The sequence below is a fragment of the Sulfobacillus sp. hq2 genome (genome assembly GCF_002903155.1).
Classification (GTDB): Bacteria; Bacillota; Sulfobacillia; order Sulfobacillales; family Sulfobacillaceae; genus Sulfobacillus; species Sulfobacillus thermotolerans.
This window is the reverse complement of the sequence record NZ_NWUL01000009.1, coordinates 1-17310: the sequence shown is the minus strand read 5'-3', so window position 1 is coordinate 17310 and position 17310 is coordinate 1. Positions and strand designations below refer to the sequence as shown.

Annotated in this window: 31 protein-coding genes and 1 tRNA gene; all 32 read right to left on the bottom strand. The window is 60.4% G+C overall.

Features of this window, described 5'->3' with window-relative positions:
• Positions 1-61 precede the first annotated feature (61 nt).
• The 32 genes from CO251_RS00760 to CO251_RS00615 all read right to left on the bottom strand — a co-directional run bounded on the left by CO251_RS00760 (position 62) and on the right by CO251_RS00615 (position 15850).
• Positions 62-556: a hypothetical protein gene (locus CO251_RS00760; RefSeq protein WP_103373915.1), complete on the bottom strand. Its 495-nt coding sequence runs from the start codon at positions 554-556 to the stop codon at positions 62-64.
• A 90-nt stretch (positions 557-646) separates the two neighbouring features.
• Complete coding sequence (locus CO251_RS00755; protein ID WP_103373914.1) at positions 647-1105, bottom strand: hypothetical protein; 459 nt, start codon at positions 1103-1105, stop codon at positions 647-649.
• 105 nt (positions 1106-1210) lie between these two features.
• Positions 1211-1432, bottom strand: a complete 222-nt coding sequence (locus tag CO251_RS00750; RefSeq protein WP_103373913.1) for a hypothetical protein — start codon at positions 1430-1432, stop codon at positions 1211-1213.
• 45 nt (positions 1433-1477) lie between these two features.
• Positions 1478-1945 (bottom strand): hypothetical protein, encoded by a 468-nt coding sequence (locus CO251_RS00745; RefSeq protein WP_103373912.1) that lies wholly within the window; start codon positions 1943-1945, stop codon positions 1478-1480.
• A gap of 129 nt (positions 1946-2074) precedes the next feature.
• Positions 2075-2980 (bottom strand): hypothetical protein, encoded by a 906-nt coding sequence (locus CO251_RS00740; protein WP_103373911.1) that lies wholly within the window; start codon positions 2978-2980, stop codon positions 2075-2077.
• 196 nt (positions 2981-3176) lie between these two features.
• On the bottom strand, positions 3177-3482 hold the full coding sequence (locus CO251_RS00735) for a hypothetical protein (RefSeq protein ID WP_103373910.1): 306 nt from the start codon (positions 3480-3482) through the stop codon (positions 3177-3179).
• A 64-nt stretch (positions 3483-3546) separates the two neighbouring features.
• Positions 3547-3846: an STAS-like domain-containing protein gene (locus tag CO251_RS00730; RefSeq protein ID WP_103373909.1), complete on the bottom strand. Its 300-nt coding sequence runs from the start codon at positions 3844-3846 to the stop codon at positions 3547-3549.
• Between the two features lie 44 nt (positions 3847-3890).
• Positions 3891-4121 carry a hypothetical protein gene (locus CO251_RS00725; protein ID WP_103373908.1) on the bottom strand — a complete coding sequence of 77 codons (231 nt, stop codon included), beginning with the start codon at positions 4119-4121 and terminating at the stop codon, positions 3891-3893.
• A gap of 140 nt (positions 4122-4261) precedes the next feature.
• Complete coding sequence (locus tag CO251_RS00720) at positions 4262-4735, bottom strand: hypothetical protein (protein ID WP_103373907.1); 474 nt, start codon at positions 4733-4735, stop codon at positions 4262-4264.
• A gap of 79 nt (positions 4736-4814) precedes the next feature.
• Positions 4815-5093 carry a DUF3850 domain-containing protein gene (locus CO251_RS00715; RefSeq protein WP_103373906.1) on the bottom strand — a complete coding sequence of 93 codons (279 nt, stop codon included), beginning with the start codon at positions 5091-5093 and terminating at the stop codon, positions 4815-4817.
• A gap of 4 nt (positions 5094-5097) precedes the next feature.
• Positions 5098-5580: a hypothetical protein gene (locus CO251_RS00710; protein WP_103373905.1), complete on the bottom strand. Its 483-nt coding sequence runs from the start codon at positions 5578-5580 to the stop codon at positions 5098-5100.
• 236 nt (positions 5581-5816) lie between these two features.
• Positions 5817-6089: a hypothetical protein gene (locus CO251_RS00705; RefSeq protein WP_103373904.1), complete on the bottom strand. Its 273-nt coding sequence runs from the start codon at positions 6087-6089 to the stop codon at positions 5817-5819.
• A 94-nt stretch (positions 6090-6183) separates the two neighbouring features.
• Entirely contained in the window at positions 6184-6366 is a 183-nt protein-coding gene (locus CO251_RS00700) for a hypothetical protein (RefSeq protein WP_103373903.1), read from the bottom strand.
• Between the two features lie 130 nt (positions 6367-6496).
• The gene (locus CO251_RS00695) at positions 6497-6769 is read right to left on the bottom strand and encodes a helix-turn-helix domain-containing protein (protein WP_103373902.1); all 273 of its coding nucleotides are present in this window, start codon (positions 6767-6769) and stop codon (positions 6497-6499) included.
• Positions 6766-7590, bottom strand: a complete 825-nt coding sequence (locus CO251_RS00690; protein WP_103373901.1) for a sigma-70 family RNA polymerase sigma factor — start codon at positions 7588-7590, stop codon at positions 6766-6768. The genes CO251_RS00695 and CO251_RS00690 overlap by 4 nt, the downstream gene beginning before the upstream one ends.
• 171 nt (positions 7591-7761) lie before the next feature.
• A complete protein-coding gene (locus CO251_RS00685) occupies positions 7762-8151 on the bottom strand; it encodes an SLOG family protein (RefSeq protein ID WP_103373900.1) in 390 nt (129 codons plus the stop codon).
• Positions 8152-8189: 38 nt separating this feature from the next.
• Positions 8190-8633, bottom strand: coding sequence for a hypothetical protein (locus CO251_RS00680; protein ID WP_146038941.1), 444 nt, complete (start codon positions 8631-8633; stop codon positions 8190-8192).
• Positions 8621-9385: a hypothetical protein gene (locus tag CO251_RS00675; protein WP_103373898.1), complete on the bottom strand. Its 765-nt coding sequence runs from the start codon at positions 9383-9385 to the stop codon at positions 8621-8623. Before CO251_RS00675 ends, CO251_RS00680 begins: the two co-directional genes overlap by 13 nt.
• A gap of 108 nt (positions 9386-9493) precedes the next feature.
• Entirely contained in the window at positions 9494-10192 is a 699-nt protein-coding gene (locus CO251_RS00670) for a hypothetical protein (RefSeq protein WP_103373897.1), read from the bottom strand.
• Positions 10193-10249: 57 nt separating this feature from the next.
• The gene (locus tag CO251_RS00665; protein ID WP_103373896.1) at positions 10250-10906 is read right to left on the bottom strand and encodes a hypothetical protein; all 657 of its coding nucleotides are present in this window, start codon (positions 10904-10906) and stop codon (positions 10250-10252) included.
• Between the two features lie 7 nt (positions 10907-10913).
• Positions 10914-11300 carry a hypothetical protein gene (locus tag CO251_RS00660; protein ID WP_103373895.1) on the bottom strand — a complete coding sequence of 129 codons (387 nt, stop codon included), beginning with the start codon at positions 11298-11300 and terminating at the stop codon, positions 10914-10916.
• Between the two features lie 57 nt (positions 11301-11357).
• Entirely contained in the window at positions 11358-11612 is a 255-nt protein-coding gene (locus tag CO251_RS00655) for a hypothetical protein (RefSeq protein WP_146038940.1), read from the bottom strand.
• Positions 11612-11833: a hypothetical protein gene (locus CO251_RS00650; protein WP_103373893.1), complete on the bottom strand. Its 222-nt coding sequence runs from the start codon at positions 11831-11833 to the stop codon at positions 11612-11614. Before CO251_RS00650 ends, CO251_RS00655 begins: the two co-directional genes overlap by 1 nt.
• A 57-nt stretch (positions 11834-11890) precedes the next feature.
• Positions 11891-12196 (bottom strand): hypothetical protein, encoded by a 306-nt coding sequence (locus CO251_RS00645; protein ID WP_103373892.1) that lies wholly within the window; start codon positions 12194-12196, stop codon positions 11891-11893.
• Positions 12197-12292: 96 nt separating this feature from the next.
• A complete protein-coding gene (locus CO251_RS00640; RefSeq protein ID WP_103373891.1) occupies positions 12293-13375 on the bottom strand; it encodes a hypothetical protein in 1083 nt (360 codons plus the stop codon).
• 80 nt (positions 13376-13455) lie between these two features.
• The gene (locus CO251_RS00635; RefSeq protein WP_103373890.1) at positions 13456-13950 is read right to left on the bottom strand and encodes a hypothetical protein; all 495 of its coding nucleotides are present in this window, start codon (positions 13948-13950) and stop codon (positions 13456-13458) included.
• Positions 13913-14116: a hypothetical protein gene (locus CO251_RS17090; protein WP_146038939.1), complete on the bottom strand. Its 204-nt coding sequence runs from the start codon at positions 14114-14116 to the stop codon at positions 13913-13915. Before CO251_RS17090 ends, CO251_RS00635 begins: the two co-directional genes overlap by 38 nt.
• On the bottom strand, positions 14113-14451 hold the full coding sequence (locus tag CO251_RS00630; RefSeq protein WP_103373889.1) for a hypothetical protein: 339 nt from the start codon (positions 14449-14451) through the stop codon (positions 14113-14115). Before CO251_RS00630 ends, CO251_RS17090 begins: the two co-directional genes overlap by 4 nt.
• Positions 14451-14750, bottom strand: coding sequence for a hypothetical protein (locus CO251_RS00625; RefSeq protein ID WP_103373888.1), 300 nt, complete (start codon positions 14748-14750; stop codon positions 14451-14453). Before CO251_RS00625 ends, CO251_RS00630 begins: the two co-directional genes overlap by 1 nt.
• Before the next feature lie 342 nt (positions 14751-15092).
• On the bottom strand, positions 15093-15500 hold the full coding sequence (locus CO251_RS00620; protein WP_103373887.1) for a type II toxin-antitoxin system death-on-curing family toxin: 408 nt from the start codon (positions 15498-15500) through the stop codon (positions 15093-15095).
• Positions 15500-15649 carry a hypothetical protein gene (locus CO251_RS17505; RefSeq protein WP_173677048.1) on the bottom strand — a complete coding sequence of 50 codons (150 nt, stop codon included), beginning with the start codon at positions 15647-15649 and terminating at the stop codon, positions 15500-15502. Before CO251_RS17505 ends, CO251_RS00620 begins: the two co-directional genes overlap by 1 nt.
• 127 nt (positions 15650-15776) lie before the next feature.
• Positions 15777-15850, bottom strand: a tRNA-Trp gene (locus CO251_RS00615).
• Positions 15851-17310: the final 1460 nt, after the last annotated feature.

Genomic DNA, 17310 nt, shown 5'->3' with positions numbered 1-17310 from the left:
CATTAGCGGCATTGGGAAATGGCGAATGTCAGCCATCACTTGAGACCGTGTATTGCAAATCTCACAAAGAAAAGAGGGTCGTCAGTTCGTCGGACAGACACAGCAACCCAGCGGCTTCGGCCGCTTGCCGAAACGCTTGGCGATCGGCGTCCGTCCAGGGGCCTAAGGATGTCAGCGGCGGGTGTTGACGACAATATTCTGCCAGAAAGGCCGCCGGCACATAAGCGGTCGCGTCATTCGGCACGGGCATAAACTGAAGCGCCTCTCGTGTCGAATGGTCAAACGTATAAACGGCTCCGTTAATCAGAATCTCTCTACGATATTGGGCATTGTCGAGCAAATCCGATACCGTATCCTGTCCGACGTGGCTCAGAATAACAATCGCTAGCGCAGGATGTGTGAGAATACGCAAAAAGTCAGGCAGCGTAGCGGCTACCGGGTGAAAATATTCCATAAAATCGTCATAAATCAGCAGGCCATACTCTGTCGACTGGGGGGTGCCATCATCGTGCAGACGAGACTGCTGGGTATAGTCAATGGAAACGCGGTAGCTCATAAGGGCTGATCATCCTTTCCAATAGGGCGTAATCGCGTGGAACACACGGTGTCGTCATCCCCCGCCGGAAGGACGGGGGATGCGATAGGGTTACGGGTGAATCGGGATCGGCGCATGCGCTTGTCCCCAGGCCGCGACCGACAGCGCGGGAATCCCCAAGGCTTGGGTGATGGCGTCAACCGTGAGTGGTCCCGCTTGGGCTAAAGTTTTGAAGGTGGCCAATGCGACAACAGGTTCCCCATTAGCCAAGGTCAGGACCGTCGCGTCGCAGACGGGCACGTCCGCGGCCGCGGGGCGGAAAAACCGCGTTTCCGGATCGTATTCGTATTTCCCATCAGAATGGCGATCAAACGCAATGCCTGCGGTGATAAGGAGCGATTCCAAGGCCGGCCATTCGCCCCACGGAGCTTCTGACTGAAACAGATCAGTGGTCCCGTCAGGATTCGGGATCATATCTTCTGGGGGATCGTCTTGCAGTAAAGCGGCCACGGCGGGGATCTCTAGTGCCCACGACGGTACGGTAATCGTGACAACCATGCGGTCAGACATATCTCTCACCTCCACCATCATATCAGCCCCGCCCGCATAAGCGGGCGGGGAAGCTCAACGACAACGCGCCAGCTAATCCGGGAGTGCGCAGGGCACGAGGAGGCTCTAGTACGAAGCGTACCATGCGCCAATCGTGAGATAGCGATGGAAGTCCTCTACAGAAACCCGTGGCCACTCTGGACCAATCAGGTCTGCACGGTACGCTTCGGCCAGGGCTTCAGCACGCAGGGCGGCGTCGGGATAGTCCGCGTGCTCGGGGCCCGTTAGGACCATTTCCCCACTATCGGGATAGACCAAATAGGCGGCGCGATAGATGCGAGAGGTCATGGGGCATCCCCCTCGATCGTGACGCCTCTCCACGGCCTATTATTGTTATCCCCTTGCGTCGAACAGATCCCATGCTTGTTGCCACGTTTCTGGGGATACCGCTTCCAAACGTTGACGCGAGACTATTGGACTATACCGTGGGGAGGCAGGATCCGCATACTCAGTCAACAAGTGATCGATCACGGTCCCCCCGTCTTCCAATAATTCTTCGGAAGGCGTCCCCACCCAGTCACGAAACATCTCTAGCCAGGTCGCTAAGGTGGACACGGTGATCGGGGCCCCTTTCATACGGTCGCCTTCCTCAAAATCATCGATGGCTTCGACGATCGCCCAGGGATAGTGCGTCAGGGCTATTTCGGCCTCTTCTTGCGTTTGAGGCATCATAGCTTCCGCCGACCATTCACAAAACGATTCGCCGTGATATACCCACCGTACTCCGATGACGTCTACGCCATTCATCGTGGCGGGAAAAAAGGTATAATAGCGGCCATCGACGGTAAAGGTTGTGCTCATGATGGGACCTCCTCGATCTGGTAATATGACGATGTTTCTTTTGTTGTATCACATTACGTCTGAGGAAACGAACCATATGACACAAAAAGGAATGAAAAGCCGGGGGAATGACTAGCAACGTAAGCGAAATTACGCCGAGGCGAGAGAGGTCGTCAACACCGTGTCCGTCCAAAACCGGCGCAACATCCCATACGTGTCCGCGACGCTATAGGAACCACGAACGCCATCAAACGCCGGTTCCGCGTACTGAAAAGGAATGGTAACGGGTTTTTCTAAAACAATGTCTAATGTACTGCCTCCGCCGGCCCAGGGATCCCAGAGCCCGCAGGCGGTGTCGGCTGAGACCGTAATGTCGGCGCGGCGGTCGATCCAATCGAGGTAGTCGCCTAATGTCATCGTCACAAAAAAGGTCAAGGCGTTCATGACCGTCGTGACATTGCGGCACTCTTCATATACAGACTGCAAAAAGACACTGGGCGAAGCGGTCTGATGCATAATCGTCCGGTAGAGATCGCGCCGCGTGTAGCCTTGTTGGCGGGTCAGCCACAGAAGACTACTTTCGGGGGGAATTTGTACGGGATCGCGATCGGAGGCCGGAATCAGATCATTCGCCGTATAATCCGTGTGGCTATCGCCGGTGTTCACGATAATGTTGACATAGACGCGTTGTTGTAAGAAATGGTCGTAGTCCATGGTAAACGTGACAGTCTCCTGTATGAGATCGTGCGCGACATCGTGGACGTCCGCCCAGGGGAGAGCGTCATTGTCCGCGGCAGAGGTTTCACACCAGGCTCGATGCAAATCGTCCATCAGCGCGTTAAACGCCTCATCGGCCCATATCAGAAAAATGTCATCAAGCTGTTCATAGAACGCATCGCGTTTGGATCCGGGTGCGGTAGCAATGGCCGCGAGCTGGGCGGCGGTCAACGCGTCATCCGAGTAGGCGTAGAGGGAATAGGAATACGATCCGGCAGGATCCGACGTAAGGCCGGGAAGGTGAGCGAAAAGCTGCTGAAGCTGGTCACGAAGCGTCATACAACATCCATCCTTTCAGGAGGCCATCGAGGCGAGACTCGAGCGATGGGCAATCAAAAACATCGAACAGACTCCTTGTTGCCGCCCCATGCGGGGCGGCAACAGGACGATACCTGCGTTAGACCTACCGCGTCACGAATGTCGACCGACCTTCCGGGTTTCGATCAAGCAGGCAAAGGACAGAACCGTTCTCAGGCTACTCGATGCGAAAGAGATCCGCGCGCCGGCGCTGGTCCGGCGTTAAACGAGCCGCCCGGCGATCTAAGGCCGTCTGGATCTTGCGCCAAAGTGTGGTATGAACGGTGCGCAATTGCGCAAGGCGTTGGCGTTCGCGAACCGCTTGTTCGTCTGGCATGGCGTCCGCCGCGTCGTCTAATTCCTCGAACCACCAAAAGTCGTGCTCGAGCGAATGCTTCACAAACAGCAGTTCGCGATAGCTAAGCCGCAGGGATTTCGGTTCTTTTTGCGGTGGGGTTCCGTTATCGTGCGCTTGAAGGGTCACTACAACCTCCTAGAAAGAACAAGGAAGAATCCTCCGTGTGATGGCAGAGACGCCGCCGTGAGGGCTAGCGATGCGCCAGCACAAACCGCCAGATCGCCCGGTTGTTGCCCGCGAGGCCACGAATCTGGATTCGCTGCTGGAGCAGGGCATGCGGAAACTGATCCCACAGTGTGCCCCAGCATTCGTCCACAAACTGACTGGTCAGCACGTCGACGCCGGAAAAATCACAGACGATGACCGGGGTATCGGCTTGGATCAGCGCGGTCAGGTGCGCCCGCAAGCGCCGCGCCAGCGGGCGCTGGCCGAGGTTGGACGTGCCACACCAGGCCGCGAGATCGAGTTGAATGAGAGAAGCCGTGGACATGACAGCATGCTCCTTTCACAAGCGAGGTGTCGAGGCAAAGACCCTCAGGGGCCGGACGGAATGTCGGCCCCCGTGTCCCACCGATAATACGCGCGCCAATTCAAGTCGCTGACGGGGTCATACGTCCGCACCACGAGCGCGTGGTGCTCCGGATTCCACTCGACCACCGCGGCGACTTCGCCGTTGATGGTCACCGCCACGCCGGGATAATTCGGCCCGGCCTCCCACAAGACGCCAATTGTGCCGCCGGGTGTCGTCACGGAAGACGAGGGCATGAGAAAACACACCTCCTAGAGCGAAGCCATAGAAAAACGACCGGAAACACCAACCTGCCGGGCGAGTCCGGCCTAAGCCGACCGACGGGAGCGTGACAGTCCCCGGCCGTTAGGCCGAAGGATAGGAACCAGAAGCCTCATTAGAAGGCCATTCGGCGCACGCACTGACCGTCCCGCCATAGTGCGTCGCCAGACACCGCATTATCGGGTTCTTCGTACTCTAACGCAAAGGTCAATGCCGGCCAGTGTGCGGCCACCGTATGCAGCCACGCCAAGGGAGGACTCCAGGCTGTATCGAATCGGTAAAACGCCGTCGCCGAACCATCGGGCTGCACGGACACCTCGGGAACGTTCTCCGCGAACTCGCGGGGTTCCCATTTCGTGCCCCAGTGGCGGCGACACCAATCGTACCCGGCGGGTGAAAAACCTTGGCGCACAATGTCCGCCGGAATCGGCACCCCGCGATGAAAACACAGCGGCAACACGGCAGGGACGACGTCGGCATCGCCAGCATCCGGCCATGAGACAGACGAGCCTTGCATCGTTTGCGCCCACTGGGAGACCAGAGACGATGGGCCGGTGATTGTCAGGGTATTGGTGCACCAATTGGGCATAAAACGTCACGCCTCCTCCAATAGAATCGAATCGGTGGAGTTCTCGCCGCCCTGGCAGGGCGGCGGATGCGAAAGGGCCTTAGGAATCCGCAGGAGGCGGCGGCGTCAGCCGTTGAATCGACAGGGCCGCCACGTGCGGGGCTAGCCAACGGCCCGTCGGGTCCCGCAGCACATGGGTCACGCGGACCGCGCAGGTTCGGCCCGTATAGGGAGACGCAGTTCCGGGTACATACTCACAAAGGCGTAAAACGTCCCCCACCGCAAAAGTACGGTCGGTTTCAGATCGTAGTTCGACGGTTTTGGCCCCGCTCAGAATTGGTTGAAAGTATTCGGGCCAGATCTTAAGAAGGTGAACCATACGGTCAATCCTTTCGGGGCGGCTGTGGTGCTAAGAAAGGCGTCGCGCGACATTCCTCGACGACAATGGCCTGAATACGCGCCGTCATGGCGTCGTAAGAGAGCGTCCCTGCGGCATCGCCAAACGTGGCCGGATCATAAAGCAGGTCGGCATCCCCGGGCCCGAGGCGTTCCGCAATGCGGCGGCCGAGATCGGCCCACAGCGTGGCCGGATCCGGCGTGACGGCCGACGCAAACGCCATCCCTTCTTGATAGGGGTCCGGCGGGGTATAGGGCGTCAGGGGCCCCAAGGCCCAGTCGATAAGAGGGCCGTTGGTGACAGGCGTGGCGTGGTCCCGCAGAATCGTATTGAGACAATCGGTAGCTGCCGCGGCATCCGCCGCATCGACCAGCACGGTGACCGGCACAAGCATTTTGGGACCGGGCGCCACGGGTAAGTGGGTGGGTTCATCGGTCGCCGGGAATTGCCCGGCACGGAAATAACGCATGATCACACCTCCAAAGATGAGGGGGCTCGTCCCGCGTTTCCATATGGAAACAGCGGCGGGGATGCCCCGTCTTAGACATCAGGGATCGGAGCACAGGGGTTACACGACCGCCGCGGGATCCGACGGTGTTTATGACAACAGCACCGCCGCGCGATGGCGGGCTCAACACGGTATCGCGTTGTTGCCGGATAAAAGGGAAGGCCAACCGTTTCCATAGGGAAACGACCGCCCACGCATTACGCATCGGAAATCGGGGAACAAAACGTCCCATACTGCTGCGTGAGAACGTGGCTCAGATGGGTTAAGGCCGCGGCCGCCGAGGGAAAGCCCGTCCCCCCGAGACGGTGATCGGCGGTCTGCCACGTCCACGCCACGGCATCGCGCGAGACGGTAACGGTCAGCGTGACGCCCGTCGGGGTCAGAGACATATCCTCATAACGCAGCGTCGTCGTATCAACGACGATAGGGGCGATGCTGCCCCAAGGGGTCTGGATGGACGGAAACGGCATCAGCGGAACCTCCTCAGGGGCGTGATGGGCCGAAACGTCAAAAAGCACGGCCCGCAGCGGCCGTGCTTCGCGTTTGGGAGAAACCAGGGACCTGTTACGGCAGACGGGGAAGGAGTGTGTCAATCTGAAGGCGCAGATCCGTCAGCCAGGCCCGAACCAGGGCCGGATCAACCGGATCATCGCCCGGATGTAGCCCGTGGAGATAGAAGGCGAGCGCATCGCCGGCGTGCGAATCGGGCAAAGCACTCAGTAAGGTGTCCAGCGCGTCGGTCGTCATCGAAAAATCCATCTCCTTTGTACGAAGGGTAGCGGCGGAAAACAGCGTCTCCGCTTGAGCAGAGGATAACAAAGGCGCCGCGGATTGTCTTGGGGCGCGGCCGGCCATCGAACACGAGATACCCCGCGCGTTAACGCGGGGCCGGGGCGGCGTCAGACTGAAACACGCGCAGAGGCCCTGTGTAGTGGCAATCCTGACACACGACCGGCGTGGTCTCATAATCCCCCGACGGGGCTAAGACCGCCCAGAGGCGGGCACTGATGGCAGCGCTCGCCCTCACCTGGTGCCGCTCAATTTGCGAGTAATAACTTTGATTCACGGCGGCGCGCCGTGAGACCTCGACTTGACTGAGCTGGCGCAAAACCCGCGCTAACCGCCACGGATACAGCGTAGGAGCCGTCATTCCCAATCCCTCCTGGACGCACGTAAAGGGGAACGCAGGGCGGTCAGGCCTTGCTGGACGATTTGCCGGACCCGTTCGCGGCTCAGACCCCGATCGCGCGCAATGGCCGACAGCGCGCGAGGCGCCTGATCCGGCCAGCCCATGGCCTCGCCGAGAATCTGCGCCGTGCGCGCCGGTAACGCAGCCAGAGCTTGCCGCAACCAGCGATGCTGCTGGAACGCGGCGTCGGCCTCTGCCACCCGCTCGGCCGGGTCCGTGGCACGGTCATCGGCTAGAGCGGTAGCGAAGGGCAAATCATCCTCCGTGTCGGCCCCGACGGAGGCCTCCAAGGATGGCGCCGGATGTAACGCCGCGAGGGCCCGCTGATCGGCGAGGGAAAGCGGCCAGGAATCGCCCGTCGCCGCGCGACGCGCAAGCCGGTCCCGCGCGGGCCGCGGCACCCGAATCAGCGTCGCCGTGGTTTCCAAGCCCCGGCCAATTTCCCGCCGAATCCAAAAGGCCGCATAGGTCGAAAACCGCACGCCACGGGTCGGATCAAACCGAGGGATGGCCTCCCAGAGACCAATGGCACCCCATTGCACCAGGTCCTCAAACGTCATCCCGTCCGGAATCGGATACCGGTGGGCAAGAAAGAACACCAACCGCATATTCGCGGCGAATAGGATGTCTTTGGCCTCGGGATCGCCCGCCCGAACCCGGCGCACGCAATCGTGTTCCGCATCCGGGGAGAGCGGACGCGGCCAATCGTAATCCCCTAACGAAAACGCGACGGCAGAGGACGTGGAGGAGAGCGGAGAGGCCATAAAGGCCGAAAGAGTCATCAGAGACACCACCTTCAGTCAGAATGCGTCACAAAAAAAGCCCGCCAGTCCGGGCGGGCGAAGACAGCCGAAGAGGGTGTGTCAAGACAGCGTACCACCACCAGACGGCCATGGGACTCAAGGAACAGAGTCACGGGTAATCCGATGTATGCACATACACACAGGAGACGTCTAACGCGCCGTCAGAGGCGTGTCGCCCTGCGGTTCCGGCAAATCGGGGGTAATCACCCGCACCGGCACGTGCGCGGCGCGGGCAATGCGCACCATATGATCGGTGCCGGGACTGGCGCCAGGACACCGGAACGCATAGACAGCATCCGCGCCGGCTTCGAGCATGCGCTGATTGCGCAAGGGGCCCGCCCGCCGCCCTTCCGTCGCCCAGGCCGCCGGAAAGACCCCGGTGCGTAAACCGCGCTGGAGCGCGAGGCGATGGGCCAGCGCATCCGCGCCCGGCGCGCCGCCCGTTATCACCACGGTGTCGGGCGGCAACGCCTGAATCACCCGCGCAATGGGCGCAGGGTCGGTCCAATGGCGACTGCCGCAAATAATGATCCGCCACATCCGTAGATCCTCCTTTCACAAGGGGCCCGCCATCCGTGCTACAGACGAGGGGAGCTAGAACCCGTCAGGGGATGGTAAAAGGCGGAAAACACGACCGGATGCCAGCGGGGAGGGGCATCGCGCGTGCGGGCTTTGCCCACATACATGCCCACATCCTGGTAATCGGGATGCGTCAAAATCAGAAGATGGCCCCGGGTCGTGGCTACCATCCAACCGCGGGCCCGCAGGGCCTGCGTGATGGCCACTAGAGCCGCGCGGGTTTCGTCGTTCCAGCGATCGCGAGACAAGACCGCCTGATACGGTGCGGTCACGCGATCGAGAAGTCGCCGCGCGCGAAATTCAGAGCGCGTGCCGGGCGTATAGGACCGAGACCGCGAGGAGAGCCGACGCATCAGCACATCCCGCCTTCCTGAGAGGAATATGGACGCCATCGCCCAGCCGTCAGGCTGGGCGCAAAAGCGCGCCGCGATCACCAGATCCACAAAACGACCCCAAAGAACACAAGAATCAGGACGATCAAGAGGAACTCGTCGGAGAAAATAGCACGCATCCCGGCGCCGATCATGCGTCCCAGGAGCATCAACAGGGTGCGGACGCCCTGCCCCCAGGTGATCCGGTCCGCGTGCCGTAACCAGACAGACGGCGGCAACATAGCGGCTTGGGCCGCCGTCTCCAGTAACGCGTCGCGCAAAGACCACGGCTCCTCCTCATCAAACTGCCAAAGCGCGTCACAGCCGTGAGGCGAGGCCGCCGACATCGGCGTCCACGTCAGATGCTGGACGTGGGGACGGTCCAAAAGGGACACCGTGCGGTAACTCCCCGCCGCACGAAATCGTATCCACGCCTGCACGGTCAAATAAGGCGAGCCTGTTAACACCTGCTGGATTCGCCAAGTACACCGCACGCGGGCGGCGCGTTTGCGGGCCGGGTCAAACACATCCTGCGCCCGGGGCGGGTCGTGCGGGTCCTGTACCGCAAAGGTCCAGTGCCACGTCAATTGGACGACCACATGGCCTTTATTCGTCGTCGTCTGTCGGTGGTACGTCCTCGGCGCCCCCTGCGGCGCGAGATACGACGGCCAAACCAACGTCGAGGCGTCCTGCGCAAACTGCGTGGCAAACGCCTGAAACAGCGCAGGGACATTGTCAGAGGCCGCCATCGTTAACGGCCCCTGGGGATGGTCCCAGGTCGTTTCGAGCGTCGCTACGCGCTGGAGATAGGCGTCAAAATCCATGGAGAGTCCTCCTCAGATGGGGTCATGCGTCCCACACCCCCGCAAGAGTGCGGGGGTGGTAACCCCGCAGGCACGGGCGACAGGCCGTGCGAAAGAAGCCATGACAGGTTATCCAATGAGGCTCCGGATCACGCCGACAAAGAGCCCACGCAAGGCAAGACGGAGCCCGGTCCAGGGTGATTGCAGAGAAAGACGCTCGGCATGACGCAAACGGGCCGTCTGCGGGATGGCGTTGTGGGCATGTTCGGCGGTGGTCAGTAACGCCTCACGCAAAGACCACGAAACATCATCAAAACGCCAGAGGGCATCAATGCCATGCGCAGAGTCCGCGAACGATGGCGTCCAGGTGATACGTTTCACGGGCATCAGATCCAACAAAAAAACCGAATGGGCCCACAGAGGGTGCGTAATCCACGCCATCACCGTAAAATATGGGGGGGTGGCCGCCCAAAAGTGTGTGATTTGCAACCGACACGTCATTTGCGCGGCGTGTTTTTGATAGGCAAAGAATCGATCGTGCTGACGTGGTCGCTCGTACGGATTGACCACAAAAAAATCCCACTGCCAGTTATAGACGTGAACGAGATCGCCCACAGAAGTTTCGCCGGACGCGATGGTTGCCGTCGGCGGGGACGCGGACAGATAGGACGGCCATACTAAGGCCGAGGCATCGCAGGCAAATTGCGTCGCAAACGCCTGAAACAAATCATGCAAGCTCTCGGACGCCGAAATGGTAAGCGGACCGCGCAGATCATCGGCGGGACTGTCCAGCGCGGCGACGCGATTCAGATAGGCGTCAAAATCCATGGAGAGATTCCTCCTCAAATGTCGCGAGGCGTCTCGCCCTCCACAAGGGGGCGGGGGTTACATCCTAGGCGGGGTTCCTGCGGAGAAGCGGGAGTCGCGATAGGGCAACGGGCGCTGGCGCCACGTAGGCCCGTCCCAGGCCGTATCGTCGCACTGCACGACCACGTCAAAGCCTTCCCCGTCGGCGGTAAAGGCGAACGCTGCACCCTCGCCATGCAGCAATGCGTGGGCCAGCGCCTGCGCGACCGCCGCCAGCCCCGCGCGGTTCGCGACCACCGTTACCGGCGCGTGGGGAGCGTCTGGGCCGTAGACATGCACCAGAGGGTCTTCGACCGCCCCCGCCACTGGGCGCGGCGCCGCCACTGCCCGCAAGGCCGCGACGAGATCCGTGATGGCGCGATACCAGGCCCGGAGCGATCCCGACGCGGGCCACTCATCATGAAAGAGAATCTGCGGGCCGTGACTAATCACGAGCCGGGCGGTGCCATCATCGTAGGGGCGGGCGAGCACGAACGTGCGCTCCACGTCAGGCAGGGGCACGCCCGCACGGGCCAGCTCAGTCAAGGTCGCGCGGGCGACATCCTCCACCATCGCCGCCTGCGCGAAAGGCGTACTCGGCGTCCGCCAAAGAGCCAAAACCTCACCCGGCGCACAATCGGCCTGTTCAGCGACTTCTCCTAAGATGGCCGCCGCCTGTGTTAACGATCGGGACATGGGGGCATCACTCCTGTTCGGTATCATCGTGGGGGCCACGACATAAAGTCGCATCGGCCGCCCGAAAGGGGCGGGACCACGTGCCTTGCCGTAGCATTAAAGCAATGAGCGCATAATTGAGCAGATCGCGGTAGCTGTCCTCCACGGCTTCATTCACCGTCTCAACCGCCGAACGGACGGTGATCTGGCCCGTCGCGTCGGTCGTCACCAACAGATGTTTCAGGCGTTCGAGCTTATCGCTCAAACGCACGAGGACGCCCAGTTCGCCAAACGCCGCGATATTGCCTGGGCCATAATCCTGTTGCTTGCGCACCATCAGCGCATACTGGTCGGCAAAAAGCGCCCGCACGGCGTCATTCCACGTGGGGGTGGCAGCATCTGAGACGTGTGACATCGGCATATCTCCTCCTCAAAATTCCACAGGGCCTACGCTCATGAGCGCAGGCCCTGATCAACACGCGACGCCGGGTGCATCAACGGCCATAAGGCCGCCACGGGACGGTCGCGCAGCACTTCTGGCCAAATCGGCGGCAAGAGCGCCCGGAGATCGGCTGGGAGCGCGCCGCCCCTGCTGGTGAAACGGCATCCCAAGCGCGTGAAAGGCTGCGAAATCCGGCGCGGCCACCCGCGTTCCGTATTCAAGATGAAGGTCTGACCGGCGCGCTTGCGCAAGACGGTCGGCGCGCGGGGTCCGAGGCCGTATCATCACGCCCACGAGGGCGCGATGACGATCACGGCGAGAAAATACCCGAACGCAAAAAACTTGTAATGGGGCCACGGATGCGCCCATAAAGCGAAAAAAGGGTGAAGCGGCTGATCGTGCAGACGAGGGACGACTTCCCATAAGAGCGACGCAAACACCGACGTGAGGACCACAAAACGCCCGAATAACACAGGAATTGAGGGATCCGCATCATGCCGTGACACACGCAACACCTCCCAATAGAAAAAAAAGCGGAGGCCCAGCGGCCTCCGAAAATTCCCTTACTCCACATCCGGATCGCGAAACGCGTCGGCATGTTCGCGAAGAAACGCCGCCCGGGCGGCGTCATAGGCGGCCCGGCGCCGCGCTGTCGGAGCGTAGGGGAGCATGAGAGGCAGCACATTGACCGTAGCTAAGACGCCTCCGGCGATAAAATAGAGCGGATGCCCCCCGAGAGCCGCCAAGGGCGGCACGGGCTGGGCGGTCATATACCGCTGCACGGCCCAGATCGCCAGGGCATACACCACGGCGAGGACCACGATAGTTCCGCTGGTCATGGCAAGCCAGGACCGCATGCGTAATGACATCCTCACCCCTCCTGATAGGATGAGCATATCAAAGCGCAGCGCCCTGTCAAGACACCGCGGCCGTGCGGGCCTGTGGCATAAACACCCTGGGGTCCATCAAGACCACCGTGGCGCCGGCTGTCGGCCCGCCGTTAAAATGTCCAAAAGCGCGGAAATGTGGGTCAGCGCCGTGCGAGTTGGCAGCGAAACCTCGCCAAAATGCCCCAGACTGCACAGCCAAAACGATTGCGGCGCAAATTCCGGGACGACCCGTTGCACAAAGTACGCATCTGCGGCCTGCTGGGCCGCGTCTGTGATACGAAAACGATCGAGATCCTGCGGATCGGCATTATAGCGCCACGTCGACACCGCCCCGCGCGCCCGATACAACACAGAATACACACGGTGCTGGCGATCACAGACTGCGCGCCACAGACGAAATAAGAGATCGGGGACGGCCGGGCTCGTATAGGGAATCACAAGCGTGCCCGTGTCACGAGCCTGATCGAGCCAGGCCGCGTGGCGCCGGGTCCACTGGGGCCCGCGTTCTTGCCACCATGGACGGTCTGCGGGAGAAGACGCCGCAGGCGCCATGATAAGACCCTGCGTCACTGCCGACCGCGGCACTGTGACTTCGTCGAGATGAGGGACCCGCCACCGTCGCGTCGAAGGACGAGCATCGCCGTAGCGCCACAGCAGACGCCGCCGCGGATCATAAAACGCCGAGAACACGCGGGTGGCACTGCTCAGGACAACATGCCACCCCGACGCGAGCTGCGCATGATCCATCACGGTCGCCCGAAACGACAGCACCGTCACATGCGCTTTCGGAGGAGATCCTTCCAACGTCCCGTGGACAGCGACATGCCCGTCAGGAGGAAAGGGGCCCGCGAGATCATCGGCGGCTGGCCGATGATCATATTGTCCAATAGCCACAATGACCGCCCGCCGATCATACCCCGACAAGGCGAAGGTAGGGGGAGAATCAGCGCGGCTGGGTAATGAGACCCCATAGGGCCAGGGATCCGCTGCAAAGCCCGTCCCATAAAACCACGCTAAGAGACTCTGAAGTTCCCGACCTAACGGATGCTCGGTAATGTCGGTGATAGACGCTTCGCGCAACGGATCCGGACGAATCGTCAAAGGGGGAAATGATGGCAACGACGACGCCTGTCCTCCATAAGGAACCGAGGAATCCATGGAACACACTCCTTTGCGAGAGAAAAGAGGACACCCGACGGGATGTCCTGCGATAAGAGGAAGAGTAAGCCGGAGACGCCTTACAACGCAATGTCCGCCGCCGCAAACGTGCGCTGACAGGCCGCACACGCAACCATTTCGTCAGCCGTGTGCAAGACGGCCGCGGTGTCCAACGCAAATCCGTCGGCGTGAACGGCGACGCCTTGAGTGGCAAAGACGCCGCTGACGACAGACAGCGTACCGTCCGCGCCACAATAGGGACAGGACGTGGAAAACGTGGCATAGGGGTCCGGATCGAGGACCACGCCAAAGCCTGCCAGATACTGTTCCGGCGTCCCCGAGCGGGCGGCATCGGCGTCCGACCACCACGTGCGAACCCAATCGCGCAGGACGGCGGCCAGCGAGGGCCCATCAGGCGGCAAGAGGACGACGAGCGTTTCCGGCAACGTCGCGTGGTCTTTCACAAAGAGGCGCGGCTGCGTGCCCGCGGCGTCGCGTAACGCGGCCAGGAGTCGATCTGCTTCGAACGTATCGCCGTCACACAGAATAACGGCGGGCAATAAAGGCGAGGACATAGGAGTCCCTCCTTCGGGGAAGTGATATCAAAGCCAAACCGCAGGGAGCGAGGCGCCTCATGCCGAGACCCAGCGCATCGCGATCAATCCAGCGCCTGCCCACAACGCCGGGATCGCGTGCCATCTGGTCGGCGATGCGGGCACGATACGCGTCACGATCGGTCATCGGTTGACCTCAGCAAAGGTCCCGAGCTTCGGAGACTCGAGACACACATCGGCCATCCATGCGGCCATTTCTGGACTGTGGAGGGAAGCGGTCGCGGAATACCACATCTGCACGGCCCTGCGAAGACGATCGGGGTCCGATGTCGTATAGTAGCTATAGAACGTGGGAGCATCCGAATCATCGTACATACGCCCGCTAAGCAACGTCGCCAGCACCGCGCGAAAGAACGCAGGGGCCTCGGTGTTGGCCTCCCACAGGTCCGAGACGCTCAATGAATCAGCCGTGCCGGGCTGGCCGTGCAGCAAACAGACTCGGTGAATGATAGGCTCGTGCATTAACGCATCCCTCCCGTCAAAGAGCGCACGGACGTGTCGACCAGCCGACCGTCCAAGGCGTCCGCAATCCAGACGCTCCGCCACTGGGTGCCGCCGGCATCCGGCAACAGAATGCGATCCGCGTGCCACGCGTCGCAATGTGTCGCAATGGCTTCCAGGTCTGCCGGGTCGGCGTCGGCAAACCGGGCTAAGACGGCCACGACCTCGGCGGGCGTGGTGGGCGGAGCCGATACCGGGTCGATCCACACCTCGGCGGCATCGTCTTCCATTTCGAGGTAGGGAATTAAGGCAAACAACATGACGTCTCACTCCTTTGCGAATAGATTTATCCGATGATCCGGACGCGACCCTGATCATCCTTGGCGTAGAGATGCCAGGATTTGCTGCCACAACAGGGGCAGGCCCCGGTAGAGGTGGTCACGTCCTCATCCGGGCTCACCATCCGTTGCGGGAAGCCACACGTATCACAGCGAAACGCCCAGGCGATATCCATGGGGTCTTCACCCGCTTTCTCGAAAGGCATGGAGCAAAATGAGCCGACCCGGCCGGAGGCCGGACTCGCACCGACAGGGGCAATGTGGGGATGGGCTATTGTCTTTTTTGCCGCGTGGATGGGTCGATCTCTTACGAAGAAGGAGAAATTACGAGTCGAGATCTGACGAATCAGAACAGCGATAAAGGCCTTCGAGCCATCGTGCCACTTCTGAACGTGTTATCGTGTGGTTAGCGATGCCGACCGCGAAAGCTTCAATGTCGGCATCGGAGGCCACATGCTGCGGGAGAAAATTATACTCTAACAACGCAAGCCCTATCCGCATGGCTGTTCGCTTATTGCCATCGAGAAAAGGGTGCGTGGTAATGATACTCTCAATCAACGCTGCGACCTTCAAAGCAGGTGTTGGAAATGGATCGTAGTCGAATACAACGTGAAGAGGCCGCAACAGAGCGGCCTTCAACTTGCCTTCATCAAGAACTCCGATGGATCCACCAGTCTCAGCAACGACCTGCTTTTGGAATAGAATAGCTTCTTGGAGGGAAATCCAACGCATTAGCGATCAGCTAATCGCTTAAACGCCTCAATATGACGTTTTTGGATCTGTTGACCGACCGTCATAAAAGCCTCATTCACTTCTGAAGCGGGAGGAATGGTGATCTGCTGAACACCACGACGCCGCGGGTTCTTTGCGAGATGCTCCATTTTCCGTACCCTCCTTGTCAACTTCTGCTTATGTTTCATCTTGGCCCATCCGTCCGATCTTGTCAACAATCGTTTACGACTATTGTATGCAGAAGGATAAGAACGTATACCAAGACGTTTTAAAAATTGGCAGACCCGGCCGGAGTCGAACCGACATCGGCGGTTTTGGAGACCGCTGTCCTACCGTTGAACGACGGGGCTGAGAAAAGGGGTCTATCAACAAAAAACGCGACGGGTCTGCCGCGACCAGCCACCCGGTGGCCAGCCGCGGGGCGACCCGCCCGTCGAGGTGAGCGAGCCGTCTACCCATCGGAAAACGCCTGCGATCCCCGTCGATCGCGAGGGCCGGGTGGGATTCGAACCCACAGCGCCGCAATTCGGGGTCGAGTCCCTTAGTGGCCGCGGACTCAGGGCAGCACGCGACGATGGCCCCTCCTCCGCTACGTTGTCCCTTGCGTCACCGGCCGGATCACAGAAAACGTCAAACATTACGAGCCCCGCCTCTCGTAACAGGTTCGGGGACATCGCGCGTGCTGTCCCCCGAACGCCCCTCAATGTCCTCGTGGCGGAAGACTCGGAGCCGCCAATCCGGGCACATTAAGACACCCCATGCGACTAGGCGGCATTCCGTCTAGTCCTCAGCGAGGACGTGGTCTCTCCAACGAGCGAGTATTCGCACGCAACCCGCGGATCACCCCAGCGATGAGCACGCCCTGCGACGCAGGGCGTACACACGGGATGATCAATCATGGCAGCCGGTCCTGCCCTGGGGCCGCCGTCCACCCAGGGACACGGGTCAGGCTCAGCCTGTTGACCCGGCTCCTGGCGAATCAGGCGGGCGAACAAGAAAATCGGTGAGTGTCATTAGGCAGCAACCTCCTTTAGTGCCCAACAACACAGCCCGCCGGGATCGGCGGGCTTACCGTGTTCTGATAGAAAACTGCAATTTTGTCACGACCCAGAGCGGCTTGAAACGGGATACCAGCTGGGCCCACACATTACAGCGTTGCTTATCACTACCTATAGCCGTTTGAACCCGCCCAGGTGATTGTCTTACCTGTGGTGCGCGAAGTAGTCTTATTACTACCTATAGCCGCTTGAAACCGTCTGGATTAGCCTCGCGCAAACCTTATCGAACGGCTTTTCACTACCTATCGCCGCTTGAAACGCTATGGGGAGTACGCAATCGTGAATAAAAACTCCCAACTTGTTACTACCTATAGCCACTTGAACCGTCTTGACGAATCTCGCTCGTGCGAGTGGTGCTACCCTTTTCACTACCGAGGCCGCTTGAAACACTTTTATCCATCATGCGTTGCTCCGGAGATACACTCTTTTCACTACCCATCGCCGCTTGAAACGGCGAAATGCCTGCACGGCTCGCGCCGGATCCCGGCCCTTTTCACTACCCATAGCCGCTTGAAACTCCGGAGGAATGTGGTACGTGCTGAAGAACTCGTGACTTATCACTACCTATAGCCGCTTGAAACCATAAACCCCGGAATCAACCGCCCGCACGTGGTCCGCTTATCACTACCTATAGCCGCTTGAAACCATTCTCTATTGTGCTTTTATCAGAATGCGCCGTAAAACTCCGCCGTTCAGGGCGGAGATACAAGGCGCTGACTCCGCAGGAGTCAATCCGGGGTTTCCTGTTGTTC

Bases quoted from the DNA above. Each gene is read 5' to 3' on its own strand.
- CO251_RS00760 (WP_103373915.1), bottom strand. From the start codon at position 556: ATGAGCTACCGCGTTTCCATTGACTATACCCAGCAGTCTCGTCTGCAC.
- CO251_RS00755 (WP_103373914.1), bottom strand. From the start codon at position 1,105: ATGTCTGACCGCATGGTTGTCACGATTACCGTACCGTCGTGGGCACTA.
- CO251_RS00750 (WP_103373913.1), bottom strand. From the start codon at position 1,432: ATGACCTCTCGCATCTATCGCGCCGCCTATTTGGTCTATCCCGATAGT.
- CO251_RS00745 (WP_103373912.1), bottom strand. From the start codon at position 1,945: ATGAGCACAACCTTTACCGTCGATGGCCGCTATTATACCTTTTTTCCC.
- CO251_RS00740 (WP_103373911.1), bottom strand. From the start codon at position 2,980: ATGACGCTTCGTGACCAGCTTCAGCAGCTTTTCGCTCACCTTCCCGGC.
- CO251_RS00730 (WP_103373909.1), bottom strand. From the start codon at position 3,846: ATGTCCACGGCTTCTCTCATTCAACTCGATCTCGCGGCCTGGTGTGGC.
- CO251_RS00725 (WP_103373908.1), bottom strand. From the start codon at position 4,121: ATGCCCTCGTCTTCCGTGACGACACCCGGCGGCACAATTGGCGTCTTG.
- CO251_RS00720 (WP_103373907.1), bottom strand. From the start codon at position 4,735: ATGCCCAATTGGTGCACCAATACCCTGACAATCACCGGCCCATCGTCT.
- CO251_RS00715 (WP_103373906.1), bottom strand. From the start codon at position 5,093: ATGGTTCACCTTCTTAAGATCTGGCCCGAATACTTTCAACCAATTCTG.
- CO251_RS00710 (WP_103373905.1), bottom strand. From the start codon at position 5,580: ATGCGTTATTTCCGTGCCGGGCAATTCCCGGCGACCGATGAACCCACC.
- CO251_RS00705 (WP_103373904.1), bottom strand. From the start codon at position 6,089: ATGCCGTTTCCGTCCATCCAGACCCCTTGGGGCAGCATCGCCCCTATC.
- CO251_RS00700 (WP_103373903.1), bottom strand. From the start codon at position 6,366: ATGACGACCGACGCGCTGGACACCTTACTGAGTGCTTTGCCCGATTCG.
- CO251_RS00695 (WP_103373902.1), bottom strand. From the start codon at position 6,769: ATGACGGCTCCTACGCTGTATCCGTGGCGGTTAGCGCGGGTTTTGCGC.
- CO251_RS00690 (WP_103373901.1), bottom strand. From the start codon at position 7,590: ATGACTCTTTCGGCCTTTATGGCCTCTCCGCTCTCCTCCACGTCCTCT.
- CO251_RS00685 (WP_103373900.1), bottom strand. From the start codon at position 8,151: ATGTGGCGGATCATTATTTGCGGCAGTCGCCATTGGACCGACCCTGCG.
- CO251_RS00675 (WP_103373898.1), bottom strand. From the start codon at position 9,385: ATGGATTTTGACGCCTATCTCCAGCGCGTAGCGACGCTCGAAACGACC.
- CO251_RS00670 (WP_103373897.1), bottom strand. From the start codon at position 10,192: ATGGATTTTGACGCCTATCTGAATCGCGTCGCCGCGCTGGACAGTCCC.
- CO251_RS00665 (WP_103373896.1), bottom strand. From the start codon at position 10,906: ATGTCCCGATCGTTAACACAGGCGGCGGCCATCTTAGGAGAAGTCGCT.
- CO251_RS00660 (WP_103373895.1), bottom strand. From the start codon at position 11,300: ATGTCACACGTCTCAGATGCTGCCACCCCCACGTGGAATGACGCCGTG.
- CO251_RS00655 (WP_146038940.1), bottom strand. From the start codon at position 11,612: ATGATACGGCCTCGGACCCCGCGCGCCGACCGTCTTGCGCAAGCGCGC.
- CO251_RS00645 (WP_103373892.1), bottom strand. From the start codon at position 12,196: ATGTCATTACGCATGCGGTCCTGGCTTGCCATGACCAGCGGAACTATC.
- CO251_RS00640 (WP_103373891.1), bottom strand. From the start codon at position 13,375: ATGGATTCCTCGGTTCCTTATGGAGGACAGGCGTCGTCGTTGCCATCA.
- CO251_RS00635 (WP_103373890.1), bottom strand. From the start codon at position 13,950: ATGTCCTCGCCTTTATTGCCCGCCGTTATTCTGTGTGACGGCGATACG.
- CO251_RS17090 (WP_146038939.1), bottom strand. From the start codon at position 14,116: ATGACCGATCGTGACGCGTATCGTGCCCGCATCGCCGACCAGATGGCA.
- CO251_RS00630 (WP_103373889.1), bottom strand. From the start codon at position 14,451: ATGCACGAGCCTATCATTCACCGAGTCTGTTTGCTGCACGGCCAGCCC.
- CO251_RS00625 (WP_103373888.1), bottom strand. From the start codon at position 14,750: ATGTTGTTTGCCTTAATTCCCTACCTCGAAATGGAAGACGATGCCGCC.
- CO251_RS00620 (WP_103373887.1), bottom strand. From the start codon at position 15,500: ATGCGTTGGATTTCCCTCCAAGAAGCTATTCTATTCCAAAAGCAGGTC.
- CO251_RS17505 (WP_173677048.1), bottom strand. From the start codon at position 15,649: ATGGAGCATCTCGCAAAGAACCCGCGGCGTCGTGGTGTTCAGCAGATC.